We start from the raw sequence: 26,079 nt of genomic DNA, 5'->3' as shown, positions 1-26,079 counted from the left end.
GCTCCCTTGGTTAGCTCTAACTAGCCTAGAACGTATTTATCAACCGAGTTCTACCCAATACTCTTTGTTCACTTCTAGCATTTCGTCCAAAATGTCTTTGGCTTTTGAAGCGCTTGGAATTGTGGCTGACAAGGTAAATGCTTGCCATAGTCGTTGATAAGAGCCCTCAACGTGAGCTTGAACAACAAGCTTTTCAACTGATACCTGTTGATTCATCATGCCTTTTTGGAATTCAGGGATTTCACCGATTTGCATTGGTTTTGCGCCTGTATTATCGACAATACAAGGGATTTCAACCATCGCTGTTGGATCAAAGTTACTAATAGCTCCGTTGTTAGGGACGATAAGTAGCATTCTTTCCTTGGTGTTAAAGGCAATCGCGGTCGCTAAGTCAACGATATACGATGCGTGTTCCTCAACCTCAATGGTGGTGTCCTTTGCTGTCCCTGCTGCGATAATGCGATGGCATTCGGTGAACACGTCTTTCTCGCGTCCATCCATCACTTCATTGGCACGGGTATAAACCTTATCGGAGTGCTCCACAACATAATCAGGATACAGATAGTATTTAAGGTATGTGTTTGGGATCGTTTCTGGGTCCAGCGCATACACGTCACGCACTTTGATAAACGTATCCTTCCATGATTCGTCGGTATGCTGAGCACCGTTCATCGCGCTAGGTGGCAAGTAACCATGTTCTTTCACATACGCTTTAATCCGAGGCATGAGATCTTCGCCGGTTTTGGCATCTTTAAACTCTTTCCACCATCCAAAGTGGTTCAGGCCGTAGTACATCACATCAAACTGTTTACGGTCTTCATACCCCAAGATTTCAGCGATACGGGTCTCTATCCCAATCGGCATGTCACAGATATTGAGCACTTTTGAATCCGGCCGTAGCACTCGACAAGCCTCAGCAACAATTGCTGCCGGGTTGGAGTAGTTCAGCATCCATGCATTTGGTGAGTACTTTTCCATGTAGTCGATAAGCTCAATCACAGCAGGAATGGAGCGTAAACCGTAAGCCATACCACCTGGGCCACACGTTTCTTGGCCCACACAGCCATGACGAAGCGGGATTTTTTCATCTTGCTCTCGCATGGCGTAAAGACCAGCGCGAATATGCGCCATGCAAAAATCAACATCCGTAAAGGCTTCTTCTGGGTCGGTGGTATAAGAGAACTCGATTTGAGGCGCTCGCTCTTGTAGTAAGATCTTGCATGCTTCAGCCACGGTTTCCTGCCGAGATGCAAAGTTGTCGTAGAATTTCAGTTTACGGATCGGAAAACGATCTTGGTTTTCCAGTAGCATCATGACAATACCCGGGGTGAAGGTTGAGCCGCCGCCTGCGATAACAACTGAGAATTCTTTTTTCATCATTTCCTCTCTTATTTGGCTTGAATCATTTGCCAATAAATAGCTTGTTTATAAGTATTTGATAGATATATTTTTAAATGGCTGGGTTTGGCGCAACCTCTGCGTCCTCTTCCCTTTTTGCTTGTTTTTCACCTCGGTACACAGCGACGATTTTTTCGCATTCCTCCCGAAGCTGGGGAACGTTGAGACCAATAATGACCTGTACAGCTTGGCCATTCGTCACCACATTGACCGCACCGGTATTCATAAAGAACTCGGGAGAGGCAACCTTACTTGGGTCGGCAACCGTTACGCGTAAACGTGTTGCACAGTTACTCAGCTCAACAATGTTTTCTGTTCCACCTAGACCATCCAAGGTTTCAGCCGCTTGTACTTGCAGTGGGCTGACCGCATGACCACCTTTGCCAGTAATTCCGTGTTTTTTATTGAAGTCATCTTTAGTGTGAAGTTTGAGATCGGCATCGCCTCGCCCCGCAATTTGCACATCAAATTTCTCAATCAAGAACTTAAAGGTGACGAAGTAGATAAGCGTGAATGCCAGACCAATCAGAATTTGGGTCACGACCATACTGGTGTGATTGCCAAGTAGCGGTATCCAGTTCCCTGTAACAAACTCGATTAACCCTCCTCCCATGTTTCCAACCACGCCGAAGCTATACATCATCATCGCCATGGTGCCAGCAAGGAGCGCATGAATGGCGAACAGCCAAGGTGCAATGAAAAGGAACGTAAATTCGAGTGGTTCAGTGATACCCACCAGCATCGCCGTGAGCGTCGCGGGAATGAGAAGCGCAGCAACCTTTTTACGATTCTCGGTTTTGGCAGTGGCATACATCGCCATCGCAATCCCAACACAACCAAAGACTTTCGAGTTGCCGTGTAAGGCAAAGCCTCCCGCGGGAAAGAGATCTTTCATCGCAGTTGACGATTGAGTGAAACTCTCGAGATTCATAAACCAATCAGCGGTGATGCCATTTGGTGTCGCGATGTTACCGAAGACAAACGGCGTATAGATGAAGTGATGCAGACCAGTTGGGATTAAAATGCGTTCGAGAAAGGTGTATAACCATACGCCAAACGACCCTGACTCCAACATGAATGTTTGCAGACTAAGGATGCCCTGCTGAATGGAAGGCCAAATATAAAGAGTGAGCCAAGCTGCTGGGATCATCGCGAAGAATGACAACATGGCGACAAAAGACGCACCTTGAAAGATACCTAAATAGGCCGGCAATGTTTTTTCAAACGTGCGATTGTGGATCCAGGTGATCAGAGACGAGATAATGATGGCGCCAAAAATCCCGGTATCGAGCGTTTTGATACCAGCCACTTCTGTAAGTCCTGATGTGCCGCCGATAGCCTGTGAGAAATCAACACCAAAAAACTCGCCCCAAAAGCCTCCCATTGCATTAACGAAGTAGTTAAACGTCAGGTAGGACACAAGCACAACCATCACTGCTCGAGCATGTGCTGTTTTGGCAAGACCTATGGGTAAACCGATAGCAAAAAGCAGCGCCATGTTACGGAAGATGGTCCATCCTCCTTCTTCGATGACTTTTAGTATTTGGTAATAAAGGCCCTCTTTATCTGCAAGATCGCCGACAAACACTGGGTTTTTCAGAACAATACTTAACCCAATCAGTATCCCAACAAACGGGAATAGCAGTACAGGGGTGAACATTGCTCCGCCTAATCGTTGTATTGCACTTAACATAAGCAGCTTCCTTGGTAATGTTTTTTTAGGCTTTGTTGTCTTCTGACAACTACAACCTATACTCGCCCCAAAAACAATACAAATAAAATATAAGAAAATCGTGATAAGATACAAATAAATACAAAAAAGCTAAAAACAGGGCAAAAAACGTACTAAACATTGATCTCGTTGCTTGATAAACAGACAAGCCAGTGTTTTAGGGTCGGAGGGTCGCTTAATTTGTCTTTTTTTTGTATTATCTGGCAGGTGTACTAGAGAGGTGAAAGATGCTGTATAAAAAAGTGATGCAAGATTTACGCTCACGCATCAATTCAGACGAGTTCGAGGTTGGTGATACCCTCCCCACAGAAAAAGCACTCAGCGAACATTATGGCGTTAGCCGAGTGACTATACGTAATGCTATCGATGAGTTGGTTGAACTAGGCTTAGTTGCAAAGCGTCAAGGCGCTGGCACAAGCATCATCGGTAAAACGGTCGTTGGCTCGTTGCTGACACTGAAAAGCACCAATGAGTACTTCTCAAGTACCAACACGACGCTTGAATACAAGATTGATGAGTTCTCTCTCATTGATCCAGACGAAGAGCTGGTGCGGCTTTTAAAGGTCGAGAAAACCGAAAAAGTCTATTTTATTCGAAGATTCAAGCTATTAAACGGAAAGCCATCCGTATACGAAGAGTCTTACATGCCTGCCTCACTCTATCCACGAATGAATGTGATGTCTTTAGAAGGCTCAAAATATCGCTACCTGGAAGAGGAACTAGGTCTTGATATCGACGGCGCGTCTCAAGATTTCGAAGCCATCCTTCCGAGCGAGTCAATGTGTCGGATCCTCGATATCGATCCATCAACGCCATTACTTCAAGTACTGTCCATCGGTTTGCTAAAAGACGGCCGTGTCTTTGAATACACAAAGCTGGTATCACTACCTGGCACTATGTCTTACAAGCATTACCTTAAACGGGGTGAGTAGTTAGTTTAGCTCTTTTTGGCCAATAGTAGAGGATAAGTCTTATCTTAATGCGCATAAAAATGTAAATGATGACACTTTTATGCGCGTAAACTGTTTGCGGATTCGCTTTCACGGATGAGCTGTTCTAATTGCTTCGACTCATGCCCCTAACGCCCCAGTTCCGAAAACTTGATGATCTCGTGGGACTGCTCAAGGGTTTGTGCGAGGTGTTGGATATGGGCGGGGGTGATTTCGCAGCAGCCGCCGACGACGAAGGCGCCGTCGGCAATCCATTGTTGTACGCGTTCGGTGTGGACTAAGGGTGAGAGATCTTCCCGCGCTTGCAGGGCATCGGCTTTGCTGCCTTTGGCCATGTCTTCTACCGATTTAAACGCATTGGCATAGCCACCGACAATGTCGGCCTGGGTCGTCATTTTTGGCATCGCCGTAGTAAGCACTTCTGGGTCGCAGCAATTGAGCATCACTGCTGTCGGCGCGTAGTCAGTGACCGCGTGCATGGCTTGTTCTAGCGACTCGCCAGAGCGGAGTGCGCCATTAGGCTCTAGCCGAAACGCCACCCCAAACGGTTTGCCTTGCTCACGGGCGGCAGCGCACGCTGCACGCGCTTCTAGGGTGTTGGTCATGGTTTCGATTAAAAACACATCCACATGAGGCTGTAGGCGGGCGACATGAGAAAACTCGGCTTTCATATCGTCAAAGCTGCGCTGCGGCTGGCCGAGATAGCTGCCCACCAGCGGCGGCAAACAGCCGGCAATATCGACATCGGCGCCTGTCTCATCCACCGCTTGCTGCAGCGCTTCGAAGGCTTTTTGATAAATGGTGTCTATTTTATCGCTCAGGCCGGCTTTGGCGAGGCGCGTGGGCGTCGCTGGGTAGGTATTCAGGGTATGCGTTTTTGCGCCGGCGCGAATAAAATCTTTATGCACGTCTTTGACAATGTTGGCATGTTTTAACATCACCGCGACCGACCAAAGCTTCGAGCTCACATCCGGACCACGTTGATAAATTTCCTGTCCTAGGCCGCCATCGAGTAATGCAATCGACGTCATGGTTACTTCAGCCTCCTTCGGCCATCTTTCCTTAGTTTGACTTGAGATTACCATGCGCTCGTCGATTTAACACCCCGTTGTTATGCCACCTCTTCACTGCCTTCTATTGCGAGATGTTCAAGCTTATCGATGACCGTCATGCTGGCGTTTTCCATCTCTTTTAATGCGGTGACCATTTGCTCGGGTTGTTGAGCATGAAACGCTGCCACCGCAGCCTTGGCGTGGGTGTGCACTTGCTCGTGAGGCCCGGAAATGGCTTTAAACGTTTGCAACTGCCCAAAATATTGCTGCCCTTCACCATGGTTATACCACTGGCCGAGTCGGCATTGGGTGTGATCGGTGACATCGTCCGCCATCATGCTGTCTTCGCCTAATACCACGCGGTATATCGCAAATTTAAAGCTGATGTGATCAAGTTTTGCCAGTTCACAAAAGGCGCGCAGTGCAGAGGCTTTAATGGTGGTGCGGCTGTGCTGTGCTTGCTCACTTTGGGTGGCCATGGCATCGGCAACCTGTTGGCCTTGTTCGCTGTATTGAATGGCTTCAGTGGCAAGGGTATCGGTGAGCGTGCACGCATGGCTGCTGCCCGCACGAATTTTTTCCACCAGCTGGGTAATATCTTGCGTGGCGGTGGACGTGCGCTCGGCAAGGTTGCGTACTTCATCAGCGACCACCGCAAACCCTCGGCCCTGCTCGCCGGCGCGTGCCGCTTCAATGGCTGCGTTTAACGCCAGCAGGTTGGTTTGATCGGCGACATCACGAATCAAATTGACAATGCCACTCACCTCTTGGGCATGTTGATCGAGCGAGCGAATCGCTTCCGACGATTGCTGACATTGCGAAGATAACGACTGCACATGGCGCGCAAGGTCATTGACTTGCTCGGCACATGATGCCGCTTGGTGGCTCACTTCGGTCACACGCTCTTTTTCACCGTTAATGGTGTCCGCCAAGGTGGCCAGAGAGGATTGGGTGGCGTTAATCGAATCACCAAAGTGGCATAAGTTGGCGTCGATCGCTTTGCCGGTTTGGCGTTTTTTCTCTGCGGTGTCTAGCTCTTCCTGCAATTCAGCTTTCTCTGCATTCAGCGCGTCGATGGTATGATTAATCTGTTCAATTTTTTGCTGTTGAGCGACTTGTTTTTGCTGTTCTTGTTCAAGTTGACGACGGGATATAAACACGCTGACTCCTAATTAAGCTTTTTATAATATTTTAACGCTTAATATTGGTTTTGTATGATAAACGGAGCGAAATGTGATCCATTTTACGCCAATCATTTGATTTACACTGTAAACCGATAAAAAATCCCGCCATACTGACGTCTCTGCGGCGAATGAGCGAAACATTATGACCTTTTGGTTGCTTTTTAAACGTTGGATTATCAGTCACTTCGCCCATTTAAATGGGCGTATTTTGGGCTTGGTGGTCCTTGCTTACGGCATCATCGGCTGGCTGCTTTTGTACTGGGCGGGCGAAACCGAGATGACCCAGTCACTCGGTCGCTATATTTATTACTTAATGGTCACCGCGTCCACCGTTGGCTATGGCGACTATTCGCCAGCGACAGAAGCAGGACAGTGGATTACCGCCTTTTGGATTATTCCCGGCGGGCTGGGGTTATTTGCCGTTGTAATTGGCCATGTAACCAGTGCGTTGGTCGATTATTGGCGACGTGGATTACAAGGAAAACGGAGTCTTACAGTGAAAAATCATATTCTGGTGTTAGGGTGGAATGGTCAACGCACTATCCAGCTTATTCGCCTACTACAAAGCGGTGTGCATGGCGATCGTCCTATTGTGCTTTGTGTGCGTCCCGAAATGGAAAACCCGCTCCCTGGCGAGGTGGAATTTGTGCGCGTCACCAGCTTTACCGACGCCGAGGGCATTGCCCGTGCGGGTATTGATAGTGCCGCGAGCATTATTATCGATAACCCCGAAGACGATATTACCCTGTCAGCGGCCCTGTTCTGCGCGCATAAAAACCCCTCAGCGCATCTGCTCGCCTACTTTCAAGATGATGCACTCAGCCAAATACTCAAACAACACTATCCACACGCCGAGTGTGTACCGTCTGTTTCCGTGGAAATGCTGGCGAAAGCCGCTGTTGATCCGGGTTCCAGCCAATTACATCACGAGCTGTTAAGCACGGCACAGGGGATGACGCAGTATTGCGCACGCTATCCTACCAATGCGAGTGCCACGGATGTGGGCACCCTGTTCAAACAATTAAAGCACGAATACGATGCGACATTAATTGGTCTCGATAAAGGTGAAGGCATTACCCTTAACCCCAACCTTGCAACAGACGTCGCCCCTGGCGATCGCGTATTCTATATTGCAGCCGAGCGTTTACCGCATTGGTCAGCGGCGTGATTCGGGTACCATTCATCACACGCGACACCTGCTGTTAGCCTTTCCCGAGCAGTCCGCCGCTTCACCTTAGAAGCGGCGGACTCGCTTTAGATGCCCTATTGGTGAAAAACCGACCTATTCAACCGAGGCTTCTTGTACATAGTGATGACGCGCTTCGACTGGGTAAGCGTAAAAATGATGTACAGGCCCCGCGCCTCTTCCCACCTTTAACTGCTGGCTATGCGCTAACGCGTCGGTGAGATAACGCTTAGCCGCTCGCCCGGCCTCGATAGGTGTCAGTCCCTGCGCATAAAAAGAGGCAATCGCCGCGGACAGTGAACAGCCTGTGCCGTGCGTATTTGCAGTCTCAACCCGACGGGCGCTCAAGGTTTGGCACGTATCTCGGCTAATCCATACATCCACACTTTCAGTGGCGTGATGTAAATGGCCACCTTTGAGCATCACGTACGGACATCCGAGCTTGCGCAGTGCCGGCACTAAGGCGTACATCTCCTCGGTGGTTGTCGGAACAGGACACCCAGTTAAACGTGCGGCTTCTGGCAAGTTGGGGGTTAAAATGGTCGCGCGCGGGATCAATGTATTGATCAGTGCATCCATGGCGTCATCATCTAATAACGGATCGCCGCTGGTGGCGATCATGACCGGATCGAGCACGACTGGTAAGTGCGGGGAGCGCGCGAGCACAGCGGCTACTTCGCGAATAATCGCTTGGTTGGCGAGCATGCCGATTTTCACGGCACGTACTGGCATATCGTACAACACCGCATCCAATTGGGCGCGGACAAAACCAGGATCAACCGCCGAGACGGCCTCAACGCCACAGGTGTTTTGCGCGGTTAATGCGGTGATCACCGAGCACGCATAACCGCCGGTAGCTGAAATCGCTTTAATATCGGCTTGAATGCCGGCACCGCCACCGCTGTCTGAGCCGGCGATGGTAAGAATTACAGGTGGAGATAGGTTCATATTGGCCCCTTAATCATCAGGGGCGGAAGGAGACAAAACCACGCACGATGGCGCGACCTTGTGTGCTGAGCACGTCAGTTCCCTCCGCCAGTGCTAACTGGATCAGGTTCTACGGGTCCTGCTTTCACAGTCTCAGCAATTGCTTGCTCCCCGACTAACACGATCAGAATATAAACCTTAGTGATAAAGCGCAAGGTTGAGGGTGCTAATTGCGCGTTTAGGCCATCTCATTATTATTGCTGGTTGCGTTGCTATTGATCGTCGCGTTGCTATTAATGGTCGCGTTGCCTTGGTTGGCGGTTTTAAGCAGTTGTTCAAATCCTTCTTGAATTAGCGGCCGTGCGTATAAAAAGCCCTGTACTTGGTCGCAGCCAATGGTTTGTAGCACATACTGCTGGTCCTCTTTTTCGACGCCCTCGGCGACCACACCATGACCAAAACCATGGGCTAAATCAATCACGCTACCCACCAAGTGCTTATCACTGGCGTTGGTAGCCAAGTCGTGGATAAAGCTGCGATCAAGTTTGACCCAATCGACCGGTAACTGTTTAAGGTAACTGAGTGAGCTATAGCCGGTGCCAAAGTCATCGAGGGCAATATGCATGCCTGCATCTCGCAATTGTTGTAGCTCTTTCAGTGCCACCGACATGTGCTGGATCAGTGCTGATTCTGTGACCTCTAATTGAATCAGATGCAAAGGGACATCAACTGCCTGGCACCGAGCTAAGACGCTGTCAGCAAAGCCGGGGCGAAACTGCTGGGCAGAAACATTGACTGACAGGTGGAAGCTATCGTTGATCAGTTTATTTTTTCGCCAACATTCAACCGCGGCTAAGGCCATCACCAGTACGTGGTCGCCCAGTTGGATCATATCTGCGCTGCGTTCGGCGATGGGGATAAATTCCGCCGGACTGATGGCCCCAAGGGTCGGATGCTGCCAACGCAACAGCGCTTCCGCGCCTATCATCAAACCGCCGTCTAATCGCCATTTGGGTTGATACACCAGTGATAATTGTCCGCTTTGCAGTGCTGGCCCTAATTCGGTGCGAATCAAATGCGCGCGCTGAGCTTGGCTATCAAGCTCAGGCTGATATTCGCCGATAAGTTGGTCATCCGTCGGAATCGCTAAAATGGCTTGACGAAACAGTTGCGCCACATCTTGTGTCTCATGCTCCGTGCGGCTGATACCAATGTGGCAACGTAAAAACATTAAACGCCCATCGAGCGTGTGGTGTCCGCTGATCAACCGATTGATGCGCGCGGCTTTTTCTACGGCATGGTTATCGTGTTCTTCAATCAGCATCACCAGTCGTGTGCTATCCCAAACGCCAATGCGATGTGGGCGCGCCACTGTACTATTGGCTAGCAGATTGGCCACTTGTTTGTATAGTGCCTCTGTCATTAAATGGCCTTGGTGTTTGGTCACCGCTTCCATGCCATCTAAGGCAATCATCATCACAGTCACCGGCCCTTTGCTCAGCTGGCGCTCAGCGGCATCTAATAATGCGCGACGATTTGGTAGCCCGGTTAACGGATGGGTCAAAGACAGCGCGCGTAAAGCCGCCGTTTGTTTGTTAACCAGCATTTGCAGCCGTGCCGCTTGATCGCGCTCTTTACGGGTTTTCAATTGCAGATGCAAAAGGTTTTGAATCCGTTGCAACACCTCATCGTGATCAAAGGGTTTGCTGATGTAATCAATCGCGCCACGGCATAACGCTTGGTTACGCAAATTCAGGTCATTATCTGCGGTGAGTACCATCACGGGCGGGCAATGCTCATCTAAAGCGTCATTAAGATCATCCAGCACCAGTAAGCCAGAGCGCTGCGGCATCCGCATATCGAGTAAAATCAGGTCGGGAACGGGGGAGAGAGCATCGGTGACAAGGCGAGGATCGGTGAGCCCATTCAGCTGTTGATAACCGGCTTGCTTGAGCATGGTAGACAGTAAGTGAATGTTTTCCGGTCGATCATCAATGATCAGTATATGTGCTTGTGACGGATCCTTTATCATAGCCTCTCCTCTAATAATAATTGTATGGCCTCAGCCAAGTCCGCTGACGAGAGCGGCAACGATAAACGTTGTAATGTCGGTTTGTTATGTGGTTCGTCGCATGGGTTGTCAGTCAGAACAATGAGTGGTTTGTCGCCAAATTGTGCTTGTATTTGTTCGGACGTTGCCGCAACGCTATCAGCCGCTATAATGACTAACGATGGCGGAGACGCGAGCGCAACAGCCTCAGCCAGTGACAGCTCATGCGCATGATAGAGTGTCAACATTGGCCAATCTTCAAAGCAATCGGTCATCAGGCGCTGGCGGGCACTGTTATTATCAATATAGAGCACGCGATGCGGCTGGCTCACGCGGAGACACGTACAACCTTGATCGTCAGGTCGCGTCGACGCCCGGTAAGGGAAAGTCACTGAAAAACAACTGCCCTTGCCTGGCTGGCTTTTTACTGACATCTCGCCTTGCATTTGCACAACCAATTGGTGGCTCACCGCTAACCCCACACCTGCCCCTTCAATCTGTGATTGTTCGGCGGCCAAGCGGTTAAATGGCTCAAAAAGATGGTTTAACCGATTTTCAGCGATGCCGATCCCGGTATCTGATACAGAGATCGTCAAGGTTGACGATGGTTGACTGGCTTCAACCCATACTCGCCCCTGAGGATGGTTATATTTAATCGCGTTGCTGAGTAAATTGATCAACACTTGTTTGAAACGGGTTGGATCCACATATAGGTCGCCACTCAGATCCGCGGGTAGGCAATCATCTAACTCAACGTGCTGCTGCTTTGCGAGCGGGAGTAGTGTTCGAACGGCATCACTGACAAGGGCGCGAACCGGATACCAAGTGACATTGACCACCGTTTTTCCTGCCTCAAGTTTGGCAAGATCCAGCACATCATTAATTAAGGTGAGTAAGTGGCGACCACTTTGGTGAATTTGATCGACATATTGCCGTTGCGTCTCCGTCAAGCGAGGAGAAGAGGATCGTTGTAGTAGTTGCGCATAACCGAGCACACTGTTTAAAGGCGTGCGCAGCTCATGACTCATGGCAGAGAGAAAATCACTTTTGGCTTGATTGGCGCGTTCTGCCTCGTGCTTCGCTTGCAGTAATGGTGTGGCATCATACCCAACAGTCACAATGGCGTAAGGCTCTCCCTCTACGTGGCGAATAAGCGTTTTAGCGAGCTTAAAAGTCCGACCATCTCTTAATGTCACATCGACATGAACGGGTTCACCATCGAGCGTCAGTTGGTGATCAAGCGCATTGAGGGTTTCGCGCATTCCCTCAGGCAAGGCACCATGAATTGCCTCAGCAAGCTGTTCAACATGCTCGACATTTAATGCTTGCAGGCAGGCATAATTTGCAAGCGAATAGTGTCCGCCCAGCTCTCGGACAAAAACAGGATTGGCGATCGCATTAATAATGGTTTTGAGTTGATTGCGTTCGTGTTTATTACGCGTCTGAGCCTGAGTCAGCGCGCGCATATCAGACATAATGCCAATAAACTCTCGCCGGTCTTCAACCCACACTTCACTGACCGCAAGATGAATCGGTACCACATGCCCCGCTTGATGCCGTGCCTCAACCCGCCGGCCGGTACCGATAATGTTTGCCTGGCCTGTTGTTATATATTGCCGTAAATAATGGTCATGCTTCCCTTGGTGCTCCGGCGGCATTAAACAATCAACATTCTTTCCGATTAGCTGTTGCGGGTGATAACCCAATAATCGGTGGGTGAACGGGTTCGCATCTAAAATAATGCCGCGTTCATCAATCACCAAGATCGCGGCTGCCGCGCTGTCGACTAACGCTTGATAATGGGCTTGGGTCCCGCGTGTTCGGTTTGTGGTGATTGGTTCGCTGTCCATGCTCCCTGCCTTTGACCTATAAAAAACGCCCCATTGTGGGGCGTTTGACGGTCCGGCATGCATTGCCTATCCGTCGCTATCTTTTATAGTTTTTGACTAGCGCATCGACCTTTTTCAGGAACTGCTCTTTTAGGTTTTCGTGCTCATAGTCAAGATCATAGGTATTGTGAAACCCCACACGTAACTGTACCCCATTTCCTGCTAAATAAATGGTATAGCCGTCATAATCTGAGAAAGCGTCAATGCCATCTAGGCGGTGCCCATCTTCTATTTTCTCACCATACTCTGTCACTATCTCAAACGCGCGCAGTAGATGGGTAGGATTGAGTTCGTTTTTCACGCTTCCCTCCTGGCAGTGTTAGCGAAACTGTGCCCCACCTCCCGGCCGTGATCCACGACCATAAAGTGGGCCGGCCAATACCGGTGGTGTGGTCAACACATGCCCTGACACCTCAATCCGGCTTGGCTTAGAAATAATATTGGGCAAGGCGGCCAATGTATCAAGGGTGGTATCTGGCCCCGTTTTTTGGATTGCTGTACCGTAATTATAGCCGTAATCGACACACACGACAGGCGAGCCCGCCGCTCTTGCCGCATGAACATCATTCACGGCATCACCAACCACCAGCAATTCTGATGGTGGCACTGCTAAAATCGCCGCCGATTCAAAAATGCTATCGGGATCCGGCTTTCCGGCTGCGATTGCATCGGTTCCTAAGATACGGGTAAAAAAGTGGCTGACCCCAAGTGCTTTGAGTAGGCTATTGGCATGCGCCGTTTGCATGTCCGTGGTACATATCATCGGGAACTGACGTTGAGAGAGACCTTCAAGACAAGCAAGCACCCCTGGATAGAGTCGAGTTTTTGGCGGTTTTTTGCCTAGGTATGAGGACAGGAACAACGCGCGGGCTTGGTTCAGTACGGTGGTAGAAACCCGCCCATCAATGTGTCGCGTAAGCACCCGATGGATCAATAAATCCGCGCCATCACCAATCCAGTCTCGAATCGCACTGGGCTCTTCCTCCGGCAAATCAAACCCTCTCAACATGCCGAGGACAGCGTCGTATAGATCATCAAAAGGGTCTGCGATCGTGCCGTCTAAGTCAAAGCATATCGCAGAGATATTCTCCAGTTTTTTCATGGAACGCCTCCACAATCAATGTGTTATCGCCAGGAAGGAAAGGGAACGGTGGATCAGGTTGTCTCTCCATCGACTCATTGAAAGTTAGCAGAGAACCAGAAAGCATCCTACCAAAACAGCAGGCACAATGTATCGAATCACCGGAACAAAATTGCATAACTCACCACTTGCCCACAAACTTCAGAGGCGAATCAAGCCCCTAAACATAACGTGATCATTTTCACATTTATATATCTTTGCACTCATCGATACCGACCTTAACCCTGTATAAAAAATCCGTCATTTTTCTGACGCGCCAGGGCAGGCGAAGTCACGACCTGTCATAAAAATGAAAAGCAAATAGGCATAGATTGTCATCGAACCGCTCTACCCTGTCTCTCTCGATAGTGAGATTCGATGTATTCTTTATATGCGGTATTTTTCTTCACAGCCTCTATGGCGTTACCTGGCGGTTGTAATGATTGCGCTGATCGCCGGTTGGTCTGTCTATACCTTGGAAAACCAGCGTCAGCAAAGCCGATTTTCGACCGACGTGGAAAAGCAACGTCACACTCTCAGTAAAGCCTTTTCCCAACTCTATGAGCTTCAATTATCGGCACAGTTGTATCTGCAACAAGAAGGCGGCCTGACACGTGATAAATTCCATGCCTTTATCGATAACCATACCCAAAAGCGCTCTGGGCTTGATAGCGTTATGTGGCTACCTCGAGTCAATCGCGCTGAGTTAAAACAATTTGCCGCGCAACACGGGCATTATCATCCCTTTCCACCGCTCAATAACCATGCCTGCCAGTGGGTGATGCGGGGTGATACCTTTCCCGCGCTTTACTTGTCCCCCAAAGCTGCGGCAGAGGGGTATTCAGGTTGGCGCGCGGATGCGCAATGCGAGAATACCGTCACCATGGAACGGGCTTATTTTAAGCGCCAACCGGTGGCAAGACTGATTCACGACGAGCAAGGACATGGGGTGCGTTGGTTTGCAGCCATTACCGCACGAGACGGCCAATTAGCCGGTTTTCTCGCCACCACACTTTATTTTGATACCTTTCTACCCACGATCTGGCAAGATGACACTCCCGCGCCCGATATGGGGCTAATCGCCCGTGAAGCCTTTGGCCACCAGCAAATGTTTGCCACGCACTCAACGCAAGCATTGCAAACATGGCGAAATACTCACTCGCCCGACATCACTATTCCGATTGCCGGCAGCGAAGAAGGGCTGGTAGTGAGATTCACCCATCTGCGCGGCTTGCACACAGGGCTACTCTACGGAGTGCTAGTCGGGCTATTGGTATTGTCACTCGGCTTATCGGTTCTGGCCAGTTTTTGGTCTTACGCTAACCGACTGTCATTGGCACAACACTTAGTCAACAAGCAGACCCGCCAGCTTACCCATCAAGCACATCACGACACTCTAACGGGGCTGGCAAACCGTGCGGCGCTCGATAATGCCTTGGAGGGAGCACTCCAGCAAGTGAGCGCCCAGTACAGCGAGCACTTTACCTTGCTGTTTATCGATCTCGATCGGTTTAAAGTGGTTAACGACTCTCTCGGTCATGTGACGGGAGACAAGCTTCTAAAACAGGTTGCTAAACGTTTGACACAATCGGTCAGTGGCGAGCGCGTGTTTCGCTTTGGTGGCGACGAGTTCATCATTTTGCTTAAAGCCGACAGCTCACTGGCATTGGCACAAACCAAAGCCAAGCACCTGCTCCAGGCGCTCAGCGCACCTTACAAGGTGGACGAGCATATGATTAACTTGTCCGCCAGCATTGGCATTGCCTCGGTGAACAAGGCCAATGCCTCGGTGACGGATATCATTCAGCAGGCGGATATTGCCATGTATCACGCCAAGCAAACCCGTGATCGCCTGGCCATTTTCCAACCGGCCATGCTTGCCAAAGTCCAGCAACGCTTTATTGTTGAACAAGACTTAAAGAAAGGGTTGGCACAGCAGCAGTTTCACCTGATGTTTCAACCTATTTTTGATGGTGAACATGAAACACTCAGCCATGCAGAAGCGCTGCTCCGGTGGCAACACCCGACGCTGGGGGCGATCTCACCGGCAGAGTTCATCCCAATCGCAGAAGAAACCGGTTATATCATTGAGCTTGGCGACTGGGTGCTCGAGCAAGTCGCTAATGTGCTTGATAGCTGGCATATCCGATTTCCCACTAACCAATGTCCATCTATCACGGTGAATGTGTCGGCCAAGCAGTGTCAGTCAGCCACTTTTGCCGATGACGTCGCCTCACTGATCGCCAGGCACCAGTTTGCGCCCCAGTGTCTGGGGTTAGAAATGACAGAAACAGCCCTACTTGAGCATTCAGAAACGGTGGGGAAGAACTTACATCAGCTTCACGCGCTGGGAATAAAACTGTACCTCGATGACTTTGGCACCGGGTATTCATCCCTCTCTTTACTGCGCCAATATCCGTTTAGCGTGATTAAGATGGATCGCAGTTTTATCATGGATATCGATCAGCCCAACGGCAAAGCGGCGCCCCTTTGTCGAGGAATGATTGCCATGGCACATGCCGTCGATTTAACCGTCGTAGCAGAAGGCATCGAGACCAAACAGCAGCTAGGCTGGCTGCGCCAACACCAATGTGACTACTTGCAAGGATATGTGCTCTCTCGCCCGATTGCGCGGACAGCACTGGAAGATTGGTTGCTGCCGAAATCACACCAGCGAATGGTCTTGGTGCATGGTTGAGGCGACGGTTGTCATGGCTTCGGCGGATGAAGTATCCATTCGACATAATGGCGCCGCTTGCTGCAACCACTCGTCGCGCAACACGCCGTAGCGGAGTGAGTCATAATACTCACCTTGATAGTAACGGACGGCGCGTAAGCGCCCCTCCTCAGACATTCCTAGCGCTTTGGCACAGCGCATCATCCCTGGATTACCTGACCAGGTCGTTAAGCCGATTCGGTTTACTTGGTGACGAATAAACAATTGGTCAATCCACTGCGTCAGTGCACGTCGGCCGATACCTTTGCCCCAGTCTGTGGGATCGAAAATGGTGATCCCCACTTCTAACCAACGCGTGCGTTTGTCTTCCCAGTAAAGGGTGACATAACCGACTGGCTCGTTATCCACACAAATCACCTGGGCCGTGTCACCCACGATGAACCGGCGAAAAAGACCAAAACGAAACGACCAAAACGACACCGGTTCAATGGGTGTGTAAGGCGCATCATACTGTTTCCAGGCACGAGAGTAATAAATATTGCGCCAAAAATAACGGGCTTCGTTTCGCCGTGCGGCTCTCAAGGTAACGACTAAGCGGTTAGTTACATCCACGTCCATGTCGGGTTACTGTTCTCTCTTTACCAGATAATCGGTGACGACCCTGCCCCGTCACAGCGACCGTTTGTCGGTGTGACCCACAAAGGTACCCAATTTAACTCAATTAACCACCACATTGGCGACCTCCGTCAAACAACCCACTTTTATTGAGTGTAGACGGTTACGCGCAAGACCGGCGTCTTGATTGCTGTGAGATGGCCACACCCAGCATCACCAATCCACCGCCCAACAAGTGGTACTGAGTGAGTGTTTCCCCTAGCACAACAACGGCGATAGCCGCTGTCATCACGGGGAGAAGGTTCATGTACATCGCCGTTCGACTCGCCCCATTGAGCGCGATAGCGTGTAGCCAAACCGCTGGAGCAATCACCGAAGCGCCCAAGGCGGCAAATCCCACCAATGGGTAAGCGTCCGCGGGGATCGTAGGACTAGGCGCCATCCACAAGACCGGCAGCAATATGATCACCGCAAACAAGGCTTGTACATACACTGAGACCCAGTTTGACAGTGCCATCGTCCATCGCTTAAGAAGCACGCAATACAGTGCATATGAGGACGCACATACCAGCATCAGCCCATCCCCCACCGACGCACCAGCGTGAAAAAGAGAAAGCGGTTTGCCCAGCGTCAACATATAGACCAATCCACCGAAGGATAACATGGCCCCGATCCCTGCCCGCGTCGTTAACGGTTGCCCGAGGGTGGGCACACTGATCAATAAACTTAACATTGGTACCAACGACATAATCAGCGCCATATTGGTTGCCGTCGTGGTTTGCGCAGCAAAATAGGCAACGGATTGGTTAGTGACCATGCCTAACAGCGCTAGAATGGCAAGACGTGGTGCATAGCAACGCACCGCACGTCGTTGTCGCCATACAGTGGGCAGACAAAAGGGCGTTAACACTAACATGGCAAAAAACCACCGATAGAACGCCATCGCACCAGGTGCAATCACAGTCACCGACATCTTGTTTACAATCGTATTAATCGCCCAGATGAGCACCGCGGCCAACGGCAATAAAAATGGCATGACTGCCTCACAAACTCACACAAAGGATGGATAAAGCAGGTAGTTTACACTGTAAAGTGGCAAATAAAATCCAAACGAATTACCAACGGTGCCCAACAGATGGATACTCGCTTAGCGGATGAGGAAGGCAAGGAGAAAAAAGCGGGCAAAGCCCGCTCGGCAAGTGATTCGCCAAATGGTGCCATCAGAGCACCCAATAGGACAAAGGTATCGAGAGATAGTTTACGTCGATCATCTAAGCTTGTGTCATTACCCTGTCAACAACCTGCAAAATCGATCACTACCCACCCATTGCAATATCATCCAGAGCCTTAAGCACTTGCCCATCGAGATGGCCCTCAAACACGCGCTGACAGACTTTACGTCGCACGGCTAGGCCAGATATCAACTTTTCAATAGAAAGGTGTCTATCATGCTGTTGTTGATTATAAAACTCGATGGTGTGGCTGAGTGTTTCGTAAGAGACCACTTGCTCACCCACGCGCAACCAATCAAGCTTTTCTAAATACCCATGACATTCTTCGGTGATCACGGATGAAGGATGCCCTGTCATCGCCGACAACGCGGTAATACTGCGTTGCAACGCTTCCTCAGACGTATACTTTGAGAGCACAATGGTCAGTTCATCTGCATTAATCTCAACCAAGTGCTTACGTTGTTTAACACGACGTCCCAAGCGGCCACTACTCTTCTCTTTGCGCTGGATCGGTTCAAACTCACCATCAATGATCCCGGAAAGCTGATCAAGGTCTTGGCTGGGTAAGATCTCGTTTCGCAATGGGTTGGGCATGGTGGGGGCCAACGAACGTTTGCCCTCGTTATACATCTTGGCACGCGAATAGCGGATCACCTCGTCCACGTTGCATTTTATGTCTATGCGGTAGTCAGGATATTTTTTCTCTTCGTCTTCGCGCGTTAACGTTAAGTGATACCCCCACAAGTTCACCGCAAAGACAGATTCGGTCACCTTCCCTTCCGCCAGCTTTCGTAGCTCTCGGATTAAATCACTGGAAAAACGGCGCCATTCGATATTCCGCGCCATTTTCTGGTTCAGCTCGCTAAGCAACATGGAATCTTCGAGTCGACGCGACATACGGCTTCTGAACAACGAGTAGAGCTGAAACACCAAGGTGTGCTGACGCAATATCTCCGGTGGGAACAAAAAGAAATAATCGCGTGTCATCAACTCTTCAAAGAACGAAGGCTCCCACACTAAGATGTAAAGGTTGGGCTTGATCCTAACCTCACCATCTTCCCCTTCTTGAGGCGCTTCCTCTGAGGCGGTAATGGTTCTGGCTAAGAACCGGAATCGGTCACTTTTGAACCCTTCTGGCATGTTTTCACTGAGCCAACGTCCTGTCAGCTCATGAAGCTGAAAGTCAGTAAATTCAATCCTATCGATGCTTTCGCGGATGGCGTCACGTGCAGGACCACTGTCTTTTTTACCCCGTAATTGCAGAATATCAGTGATATAGATGGGGGTTTTATTGCCTATAGATTGGGTTTGTAGCTCGTAATTAGGCAAATGGTGATCATGGTACTGCACCGTGAGGGTGAACAGGGCGAACAGTGTCATCAGATCATCCACTGTCATGATCGACTTAGCCGAGCGGGTTTCAATGATCGCTTTGGTCCCGCTGATCGCCACCATCGATTTTTGATAACCTTTTTTGGTGCGCGGAGGGGCAAGCGCTTGATCAATGATCCCAGCCCAGCTGGTCGGTGAGACCAAAATCTGATCTTTCTCACCAGGCATCATGGGGGGCGTGCCCAGTCCATGCTCATTGAGAAGTTGTCGATTAACTTGTGTTTGCGCTAACGCTTTTGAACGTTTTTGTTTGACTGCATCGCGACTTTTTTCTGTCATTAGGCCTGCACTGCCGAGCGATGAAATCAATCGGCTAGGATTAACAAACTGATGCAGCATGGTTTTGCCCGCGAGTCCTTCTTCAAACCGCACAGGTTGCTGAATGAACAATCCTAACTGGACAGCGGCACGAAGCCTTTGCTGAATCGCTGCGCGTGTGAGCTGGCCATCTGTCGCGTCAACCAATTCTGTGGTGGAGACATACCCGTCTTGAGAGGCAAAGCCCCGCACTGAAATTAAGTTCAGCAGCTCTAGAATGCTTTTGGTTACCCCTTTAAAGTGTTCATACTGTGCAAGCCAATCAATCAACTGATCATGAACGGCAAACAAATGCCCGTCTTTGTGGGAGCGAGGGGCTTTTATCAAGATTTTTTCGGGTTTACTGGCATTCATGTCAGCTTAAATCCTTTGTCACGAGCATACTCAACGCGCATTTTTAATTGAATTGACGGAAACCGTAAATCGATCACTCTTCCAGGGAAAGACTAATAAAAAAAGAACCAAAAAGAAAGATCTTTTTTATTGTGCTTTTTAACTGATCTTTATGATTATTCTGATCTAATTTGATGATCTGATCTTATGATCCAAACAATTGGATTTATATAACATTCTGATTTTTATGAAGTATAATTTTACCTTCCTCGAAAGCATGATCATCAAAGTTTCGGAGACATGATCATCAACACGCACCAACGATGATCAAGTAAGGCCCGCATCAATGATCAACATCTTACCGCATTGATGATCAGATAATAACGGCAACGATGATCAAGCGTGATACACATCTTATCCACAGTGATAGGCTATCGCTGACGATGATGTTATTCGATTTAGTGACTAAACGGGCGAATGGGACTTAGGAACAATGATCAAGACAGCGCTTTTTTAGTCGATCCGATGAAAAAGCGTCCATGTTGTTGGTTAGGCTAGCGGCTATTTCACGCTTATCCATCAAATCGAAATGACATTGACAGTATAACCGTCACTGGGATGTATGTGTCCGGTTATTGGAACAATGATCATGAAGGGGATCGTGCTGTTCGATCATCTTGACCTAACCCCCTGTTTCGTCCACTGGAGACGGAGAGGAGGATAAGATCCTTCTCGATCCCTTGTTACACCTGACGTTATCCGTAATTTGGCGGTTTGATTATATCGTTCCGAACAATGGGACATTGTATAAGCGTTTACAGCAAGTCTTGATCATTGTTCCGTTGAGTAGCGATATACGCCGCGTGGATTTGCAGAGGATTTAACCCATAATACCGCTTGATCATGTTTCCTAAATGATGCGTTTACGCTCGAAAGCATGATCAAGTGATGGCGTCCATGAAGGCCGTACACCTTGATCATCGTTTCGGGAAAAATGATCAAAACCGTAGTAAGCGATCGGATGAGCGACAAATGGGGATGTTTTTCAAACCAACTTCCCTGCTTCAGGGTTAAGCCACGATAAACTCAGTTCAATGATCGGATACCGTAAATTAGCCATTCAAAGATAAGCTTCCGGTTATTCGACTTGTTTACATTGTAAATAAGTGACGCTGTGACATTTAAAATGTGCGGAACTTATCGTAGGTTTGTCGAGGTGAGGATAAGCGGATATTTGTCGCTATTTTCATCAATCATCCAAGATAACAATTGTGAGCAGGATCTTTATTTGATCGGCTTTTGTTCACCTTTTTATTGTTTTAACTGGAATTTGCTGTACAATCGGCAATTATTTCTCGTTAAGGCGAAAAAGAATATGGATAGGGAAAAGACGATTGAAAACCTTCGCAACATCGCCGCGCAGACGAAACAGGTTCAGTCTGATCGGGTCGAGATTGTGATGGAAGAGCGCCACGACCAACTGTTTCCACCGATGTCAAAAGCATTAATGGAAACGCGTTCTGGTTTAACGCGGCGAAAGCTTGATGAAGCGATCTCTCGCATGGAGCAAGAGGGGCATCAGTTTACCAAAAACAACGCTAACCATTATTCGATTACACTCGATGAGGCGCACCAAATCATGGATGCGGCGAATGTGCCGACCTTTCATGAGCGTAAAGGAAAAACCCATAAGCCTTGGGTGGTGAACATCCAAAACCAGAAAGGCGGAACCGGTAAATCCATGAGTGCGGTGCACTTAGCGGCGTGTATGGCCCTCAATTTGGAAAAGCGTTATCGCATTTGCTTAATCGATTTGGATCCACAAGGCTCATTGCGACTGTTCCTCAACCCACAAATTAGTTTGACCGAGCAAGAGGGGATTTACTCCGCCGTTGACGTCATGTTGGATAATACGCCCCAGCCTGCAGACAAAGACTTCATGATGCGTAATGTCCTATTGCCGACACAGTACCCAAACTTAAAAACCATGGCGGCCTTCCCAGAGGATGCGATGTTTAATGCTGAGGCGTGGCAAGCGTTAGCAACGAGCCAGTCTCTGAATGTGGTTGAGTTGCTGCAAGAAAAAGTCATCGACCCAATCAGTGATGAGTTTGACATTATCATGATAGATACAGGCCCGCATATCGATCCGCTGGTATGGAATGCGATGTATGCTTCAAACTCATTAGTGATCCCTTGTGCGGCAAAGCGCCTTGACTGGGCGTCGACGGTGAACTTTTTCCAGCATCTGCCACAAGTCTATGAGATGTTCCCTGAAGACTGGCATGGCCTCGAGTTTGTGCGGTTGATGCCGACTATGTTTGAAGATGACAACAAAAAACAGATTTCGGTCTTAACGGAAATGAATTATCTTTTAGGTGAACAAGTCATGATGGCGACCATTCCAAGAAGTCGCGCCTTTGAGACCTGCGCCGATACCTACAGCACAGTGTTTGATCTTACCTCACAAGACTTTGAGGGCGGTAAAAAGACGTTATCGACAGCCCAAGATGCCGTCCATCGTGTCGGTTTAGAACTTGAGCGTGTGCTGCACAGCCACTGGTCTCAGCTCAATCAGGAGTAATTACGAAAAATGGCCATTAAGACCTCTGATTTAAATGCGCGTTTGTTTGCCAAAGCAGACAAGCGACGAGCGACGACAACGCAAGAAGCTCAGAGTGCAGCGAGTGAAAAAGCGGCAGTCATTGAGCTTGCGGTCGCCGGTGAACACACGGTTGAATTTGAGCTGGTAAAAGTCCCTGCCAGTGAGATCCGAGATAAAACGACCGTCTTTGATAAGAATGCGCGAGAGCAGTCATTTCTGAATGAACTTGCGTTATCCGATATTTTGGTAACGCTAAAAGCACATGGCCAGCAGTACCCTGCAGTGGGTCGTTGGCTTGACGATGGTCGTATCGAAGTCCTCGACGGTAGCCGACGCCGCATGTCGTGTCTGATTGCAGACCAAGATTTCTTAGTGTACGTGGCCAAAGGCATTAGTACGCGCCATGCTAAATTCTTGTCAGATGTCGCCAATGCGCACAAACCCTTATCGCTTTATGAACGCGGTAAAGAGATGCAGGCAATGTTAGACAGTGGTGAAGTGAGTGACCAAAAAGCATTGGCGAATGCGTGTCAGTGTAGCGAAGCCTTGGTCAGCGGCGCCCTAAAAGCCGCGGCCCTGCCCTTACCGCTACTCCAGGCCTACCCGAGTGTATCGGAGTTGGGACGGCCGACGATTGTGAAGTTGCACCGCTTGTATTTTGGCCTTGATGCGTCTTTGCAACAACAGCTGGTTGCTAAGCTTGGTGACACGCCTTTATGGCAACAGGTTGATGCGCAAGGCGTGACGCGTATTACGCGAGAAGTCACCCAGTTGATTGAGCAGTTTAAGGATGAACTGGTTGCGCCGACATCTACTGAAAAAGAGCAAGCGCAAACATTGCTTGAAGGGCGAGCGTCATACCGACGCAAAGGCAACAATTTGAATATTAGCCTCAAGAAAGTCAGTGACGAAGACGCAGAGCGTATTTTAGCGCTGATTAAGCAAACACTCGATAGCTAATCTTTTTGCCGAAAATGACAAAGTAAAAACGACATGCCTGGCGTGTCGTTTTTTTTTGCGTGTTATCATCCCCTATCCGCTTGGTAAAAAGCCTTATGGAAACATGATGACATCACCCACATTGGAAGACTTTTTTGCGCCGCTGATCTTACGTGCAGCCCATCACTCCCACCGTCAACTGGTTTGTGTCGATAAGGATTTGGCGACTGTGCTAGCCGGCTTTGATGAGACACAAGCCCCGTTAATTGTGGGAAGCGCTGAACATGGTTTGAGTTGGCGCCAGGCTCAGCAAAAGTTAGGACAAGAGTGTGGTCATATCGTGGTGGAGGTGAACGCGCAATTTAACGCGGAAGCTTTTTGCGCCATCGTCGGTTGTTGTCGCGCGGGGGCGCTCATTGTGCTCCGAATTGCCGACGGCGTTGAAGATATGCCGCCATCCGTGCAACGTCTTCTTCGGTGTTTGAGTGAAGATGATAGCGTCGCATTTCATTGTCATTGGCAACACCGGTTACCGCGAGAACGTTCGGTGCGACCCCAAACGCATTCAGTCACCCAGAAAGATGCGATTGCTGCGGTGGAGAAAGTCGTGACCGGACATCGGCGCCGTCCCCTGCTGCTTAGCGCTGATCGAGGTCGGGGTAAATCGGCCGCATTAGGGATGGCCGCGGCTAACTTGATGATGAAAAAGCCAAGGCGCATCATTGTGTCATCGCCTTCCCCTGCCCATGCATCAACGCTTTTTCATCATCTGAAAGCCACCCTTCAGGTTGATGACGCCGGTCAAAAAATCGATTATCAAGGAAGCCAGATACGCTTTATCGCGCCTGATGTGCTGTTGCAAGACGCGCCAGCGGCAGACTTGTTACTGGTTGATGAGGCAGCGGCGATCCCGCTTCCGATTATAAGCCAATGGTTGAATCAATACAGTCGCGTCGCGATTGCTACGACAGAGCATGGCTATGAAGGGACAGGACGGGCTTTTACGCTCCGACTCAAGCAAATGTTGGATGCAGAGCAGCCACAATGGCGTACCTTAAAGCTCACCGCCCCCATGCGATGGGCTGATGATGATCCGGTTGAGCGTACCTTGAATGCTCTCTTTTTACTCAATGGCGACGACGACTTAGCGACGGAACGGGCCGATATGCTTGAGACCGAGTGGGTTAAAAATGTGGTGATTGAACCGATTAGCCGTCACCAGTTGTATCAAGACGAGGCGTGTTTACGGCAGTTATTCACATTACTGATCGCGGCCCATTATCAAACATCGCCTAACGATTTAGCCCGTCTTCTGGACGATGACGCTCTCTTAATCTTTGCCGGCTGGCGCAACGATAAGTTGGTTGCCGCGTGTGTCGTGAGTCAAGAGGGTGGGGTTGATTGGCAAACGTGCCAGGCGGTCGTTGCGGGGCAACGCCGGATAAAAGGGCATCTGTTTAGCCAATCTGTCGCCGCGCATTTGGGGGAGGCTGAGGTTTTGCGCGACAGGCTTTGGCGCGTGCAACGTATTGCCGTGTCCGAGCCCTATCGACACCAAGGCGTCGGTCGACGGTTGCTCGCCGTCGTGAATCAACACGCGGCTGAAGCCTCGGTAGTTGGGGTAGGGGTTAGCTTCGGTGCAACCGCATCGTTGACGCCGTTTTGGTTTAAGCAAGGGTTTAAGCCGGTTAAACTGGGATTGAAACGCGATCAAGCCAGTGGCTGCTACTCACTGCAAATGATTAAACCTATCCAGCCATTGAGATGGTGTGATCTGGCGTTGCGCTTGTTTAGGCAAAGTCTTCCCATTCAGATGCTCACTAGCCATCAACGGATGGAAACGGATATTGCTATGTCTATCATTGCAGGGTTACCAACCACACCGCTACCGGAGGAAGTAAGACAACAACTCGATGGGTTTGTAGCCGGTGGTGTAGGAGTCGATGCTGCCCTCTCGAGTCTACAGGCTTGGTTATATCATCATATTCGTTGTGACGGGAAAAAGGGCGAGAACGCCACACTCCCCATTCTGGTTAGCCGTATTTTGTTAGGGTTGCCTTGGTCTGTGGTTTGCACCCGATATCAGCTTGCGGGAAAGAAGGACGCGGAATCTCGAATACGGGACTATGTTCACATGCACCTGACGACATGAGCGATTTACACTGTAAACGAAACACGCGGCATTGGCTTGATTTACAGTGTAAACGCTGTCACGCTTGACACGTATTTACACTGTAAATCGTTCTAATGTCGATCATTGTGGGGAGCATGCAGAGGGTCAATGAATTAATCCTACCCTGGTCACGTTTTTATCAGTGATCCTGCTCCCATAAACGATAAACCTGTATAGTTTATTATAAATGAGACAATTGCGCACACTGGCATTGGATTTGGACTAATCTAATCAGTGACGACAGTCGAGCGTAACGTTCCACAAGATGATGGAGCAAGCGCGTTGCCAAGTGGTTTACTGGGCTAAT

General features: G+C 49.5%; 18 protein-coding genes and 1 riboswitch. Of the genes, 6 read left to right on the top strand and 12 right to left on the bottom strand.

Annotated features, from left to right (window positions below):
• Positions 1 to 39: 39 nt before the first annotated feature.
• Together BZG13_RS03520 and BZG13_RS03515 are read right to left on the bottom strand one after the other, a co-directional pair.
• A complete protein-coding gene (locus tag BZG13_RS03520) occupies positions 40 to 1,380 on the bottom strand; it encodes a 6-phospho-alpha-glucosidase (protein WP_206744307.1) in 1,341 nt (446 codons plus the stop codon).
• Positions 1,381 to 1,450: 70 nt separating this feature from the next.
• Positions 1,451 to 3,091 (bottom strand): alpha-glucoside-specific PTS transporter subunit IIBC, encoded by a 1,641-nt coding sequence (locus tag BZG13_RS03515; RefSeq protein ID WP_077485073.1) that lies wholly within the window; start codon positions 3,089 to 3,091, stop codon positions 1,451 to 1,453.
• Between the two features lie 266 nt (positions 3,092 to 3,357).
• Between BZG13_RS03515 and BZG13_RS03510 the strand changes: the two genes are divergently transcribed.
• Entirely contained in the window at positions 3,358 to 4,062 is a 705-nt protein-coding gene (locus BZG13_RS03510) for a GntR family transcriptional regulator (RefSeq protein WP_077485071.1), read from the top strand.
• Positions 4,063 to 4,208: 146 nt separating this feature from the next.
• Here the strand turns inward: BZG13_RS03510 and BZG13_RS03505 are convergent, their stop codons facing one another.
• Both BZG13_RS03505 and BZG13_RS15565 read right to left on the bottom strand, forming a co-directional pair.
• Positions 4,209 to 5,111 carry a homocysteine S-methyltransferase family protein gene (locus BZG13_RS03505; RefSeq protein WP_077485069.1) on the bottom strand — a complete coding sequence of 301 codons (903 nt, stop codon included), beginning with the start codon at positions 5,109 to 5,111 and terminating at the stop codon, positions 4,209 to 4,211.
• Between the two features lie 80 nt (positions 5,112 to 5,191).
• Entirely contained in the window at positions 5,192 to 6,292 is a 1,101-nt protein-coding gene (locus BZG13_RS15565) for a methyl-accepting chemotaxis protein (protein ID WP_077485067.1), read from the bottom strand.
• A 166-nt stretch (positions 6,293 to 6,458) separates the two neighbouring features.
• On the opposite strand from BZG13_RS15565, the gene BZG13_RS03495 reads away from it, so the two are divergent.
• Entirely contained in the window at positions 6,459 to 7,484 is a 1,026-nt protein-coding gene (locus tag BZG13_RS03495) for a potassium channel family protein (RefSeq protein WP_077485065.1), read from the top strand.
• Between the two features lie 114 nt (positions 7,485 to 7,598).
• On the opposite strand, the gene thiD is transcribed toward BZG13_RS03495, so the two are convergent.
• The 5 genes from thiD to BZG13_RS03470 all read right to left on the bottom strand — a co-directional run bounded on the left by thiD (position 7,599) and on the right by BZG13_RS03470 (position 13,470).
• Positions 7,599 to 8,450, bottom strand: a complete 852-nt coding sequence (gene thiD / locus BZG13_RS03490) for a bifunctional hydroxymethylpyrimidine kinase/phosphomethylpyrimidine kinase (protein ID WP_077485063.1) — start codon at positions 8,448 to 8,450, stop codon at positions 7,599 to 7,601.
• A gap of 62 nt (positions 8,451 to 8,512) precedes the next feature.
• A riboswitch (TPP riboswitch) is annotated at positions 8,513 to 8,613 on the bottom strand.
• Positions 8,614 to 8,667: 54 nt separating this feature from the next.
• Positions 8,668 to 10,461, bottom strand: a complete 1,794-nt coding sequence (locus BZG13_RS03485) for a putative bifunctional diguanylate cyclase/phosphodiesterase (RefSeq protein WP_077457040.1) — start codon at positions 10,459 to 10,461, stop codon at positions 8,668 to 8,670.
• On the bottom strand, positions 10,458 to 12,329 hold the full coding sequence (locus tag BZG13_RS03480) for a sensor histidine kinase (RefSeq protein ID WP_158074862.1): 1,872 nt from the start codon (positions 12,327 to 12,329) through the stop codon (positions 10,458 to 10,460). The genes BZG13_RS03485 and BZG13_RS03480 overlap by 4 nt, the downstream gene beginning before the upstream one ends.
• Before the next feature lie 76 nt (positions 12,330 to 12,405).
• On the bottom strand, positions 12,406 to 12,669 hold the full coding sequence (locus tag BZG13_RS03475; protein WP_077457036.1) for a DUF3081 domain-containing protein: 264 nt from the start codon (positions 12,667 to 12,669) through the stop codon (positions 12,406 to 12,408).
• Positions 12,670 to 12,687: 18 nt separating this feature from the next.
• Positions 12,688 to 13,470 (bottom strand): HAD-IA family hydrolase, encoded by a 783-nt coding sequence (locus tag BZG13_RS03470; RefSeq protein ID WP_077485058.1) that lies wholly within the window; start codon positions 13,468 to 13,470, stop codon positions 12,688 to 12,690.
• Positions 13,471 to 13,927: 457 nt separating this feature from the next.
• Here BZG13_RS03470 and BZG13_RS03465 point away from each other — a divergent pair, with 457 nt between their 5' ends.
• Entirely contained in the window at positions 13,928 to 16,186 is a 2,259-nt protein-coding gene (locus tag BZG13_RS03465) for a bifunctional diguanylate cyclase/phosphodiesterase (RefSeq protein WP_158074861.1), read from the top strand.
• Here the strand turns inward: BZG13_RS03465 and BZG13_RS03460 are convergent.
• From BZG13_RS03460 to BZG13_RS03450, 3 genes are all read right to left on the bottom strand, one after another.
• Entirely contained in the window at positions 16,154 to 16,783 is a 630-nt protein-coding gene (locus tag BZG13_RS03460) for a GNAT family N-acetyltransferase (RefSeq protein ID WP_077485053.1), read from the bottom strand. The genes BZG13_RS03465 and BZG13_RS03460 overlap by 33 nt on opposite strands.
• 160 nt (positions 16,784 to 16,943) lie before the next feature.
• Complete coding sequence (locus BZG13_RS03455) at positions 16,944 to 17,816, bottom strand: DMT family transporter (protein WP_077485051.1); 873 nt, start codon at positions 17,814 to 17,816, stop codon at positions 16,944 to 16,946.
• 280 nt (positions 17,817 to 18,096) lie between these two features.
• Complete coding sequence (locus tag BZG13_RS03450; RefSeq protein ID WP_077485049.1) at positions 18,097 to 20,076, bottom strand: replication initiator protein RctB domain-containing protein; 1,980 nt, start codon at positions 20,074 to 20,076, stop codon at positions 18,097 to 18,099.
• 1,354 nt (positions 20,077 to 21,430) lie between these two features.
• On the opposite strand from BZG13_RS03450, the gene BZG13_RS03445 reads away from it, so the two are divergent.
• From BZG13_RS03445 to BZG13_RS03435, 3 genes are all read left to right on the top strand, one after another.
• Positions 21,431 to 22,639, top strand: coding sequence for a ParA family protein (locus tag BZG13_RS03445; protein ID WP_046076018.1), 1,209 nt, complete (start codon positions 21,431 to 21,433; stop codon positions 22,637 to 22,639).
• Between the two features lie 9 nt (positions 22,640 to 22,648).
• Positions 22,649 to 23,620: a ParB/RepB/Spo0J family partition protein gene (locus BZG13_RS03440; RefSeq protein ID WP_077485047.1), complete on the top strand. Its 972-nt coding sequence runs from the start codon at positions 22,649 to 22,651 to the stop codon at positions 23,618 to 23,620.
• Between the two features lie 103 nt (positions 23,621 to 23,723).
• A complete protein-coding gene (locus BZG13_RS03435; protein ID WP_077485045.1) occupies positions 23,724 to 25,751 on the top strand; it encodes a GNAT family N-acetyltransferase in 2,028 nt (675 codons plus the stop codon).
• Positions 25,752 to 26,079: the final 328 nt, after the last annotated feature.

This window comes from Salinivibrio sp. ML323 (genome assembly GCF_001995745.1).
GTDB lineage: Bacteria > Pseudomonadota > Gammaproteobacteria > Enterobacterales > Vibrionaceae > Salinivibrio > Salinivibrio kushneri.
The sequence above is the reverse complement of the archived record's forward strand: the minus strand, read 5'-3'. Positions and strand labels throughout refer to the sequence as shown.

What these genes read in the sequence shown, in the direction of transcription:
- BZG13_RS03445 (WP_046076018.1), top strand. Translation starts at nt 21,431, where the DNA reads ATGGATAGGGAAAAGACGATTGAAAACCTTCGCAACATCGCCGCGCAG.
- BZG13_RS03480 (WP_158074862.1), bottom strand. Translation starts at nt 12,329, where the DNA reads ATGGACAGCGAACCAATCACCACAAACCGAACACGCGGGACCCAAGCC.
- BZG13_RS03460 (WP_077485053.1), bottom strand. Translation starts at nt 16,783, where the DNA reads ATGGACGTGGATGTAACTAACCGCTTAGTCGTTACCTTGAGAGCCGCA.
- BZG13_RS03440 (WP_077485047.1), top strand. Translation starts at nt 22,649, where the DNA reads ATGGCCATTAAGACCTCTGATTTAAATGCGCGTTTGTTTGCCAAAGCA.
- BZG13_RS03515 (WP_077485073.1), bottom strand. Translation starts at nt 3,091, where the DNA reads ATGTTAAGTGCAATACAACGATTAGGCGGAGCAATGTTCACCCCTGTA.
- BZG13_RS03455 (WP_077485051.1), bottom strand. Translation starts at nt 17,816, where the DNA reads ATGCCATTTTTATTGCCGTTGGCCGCGGTGCTCATCTGGGCGATTAAT.
- BZG13_RS03450 (WP_077485049.1), bottom strand. Translation starts at nt 20,076, where the DNA reads ATGAATGCCAGTAAACCCGAAAAAATCTTGATAAAAGCCCCTCGCTCC.
- BZG13_RS03495 (WP_077485065.1), top strand. Translation starts at nt 6,459, where the DNA reads ATGACCTTTTGGTTGCTTTTTAAACGTTGGATTATCAGTCACTTCGCC.
- thiD (WP_077485063.1), bottom strand. Translation starts at nt 8,450, where the DNA reads ATGAACCTATCTCCACCTGTAATTCTTACCATCGCCGGCTCAGACAGC.
- BZG13_RS03465 (WP_158074861.1), top strand. Translation starts at nt 13,928, where the DNA reads ATGATTGCGCTGATCGCCGGTTGGTCTGTCTATACCTTGGAAAACCAG.
- BZG13_RS03435 (WP_077485045.1), top strand. Translation starts at nt 23,724, where the DNA reads ATGATGACATCACCCACATTGGAAGACTTTTTTGCGCCGCTGATCTTA.
- BZG13_RS03505 (WP_077485069.1), bottom strand. Translation starts at nt 5,111, where the DNA reads ATGACGTCGATTGCATTACTCGATGGCGGCCTAGGACAGGAAATTTAT.
- BZG13_RS03485 (WP_077457040.1), bottom strand. Translation starts at nt 10,461, where the DNA reads ATGATAAAGGATCCGTCACAAGCACATATACTGATCATTGATGATCGA.
- BZG13_RS03470 (WP_077485058.1), bottom strand. Translation starts at nt 13,470, where the DNA reads ATGAAAAAACTGGAGAATATCTCTGCGATATGCTTTGACTTAGACGGC.
- BZG13_RS03520 (WP_206744307.1), bottom strand. Translation starts at nt 1,380, where the DNA reads ATGATGAAAAAAGAATTCTCAGTTGTTATCGCAGGCGGCGGCTCAACC.
- BZG13_RS03510 (WP_077485071.1), top strand. Translation starts at nt 3,358, where the DNA reads ATGCTGTATAAAAAAGTGATGCAAGATTTACGCTCACGCATCAATTCA.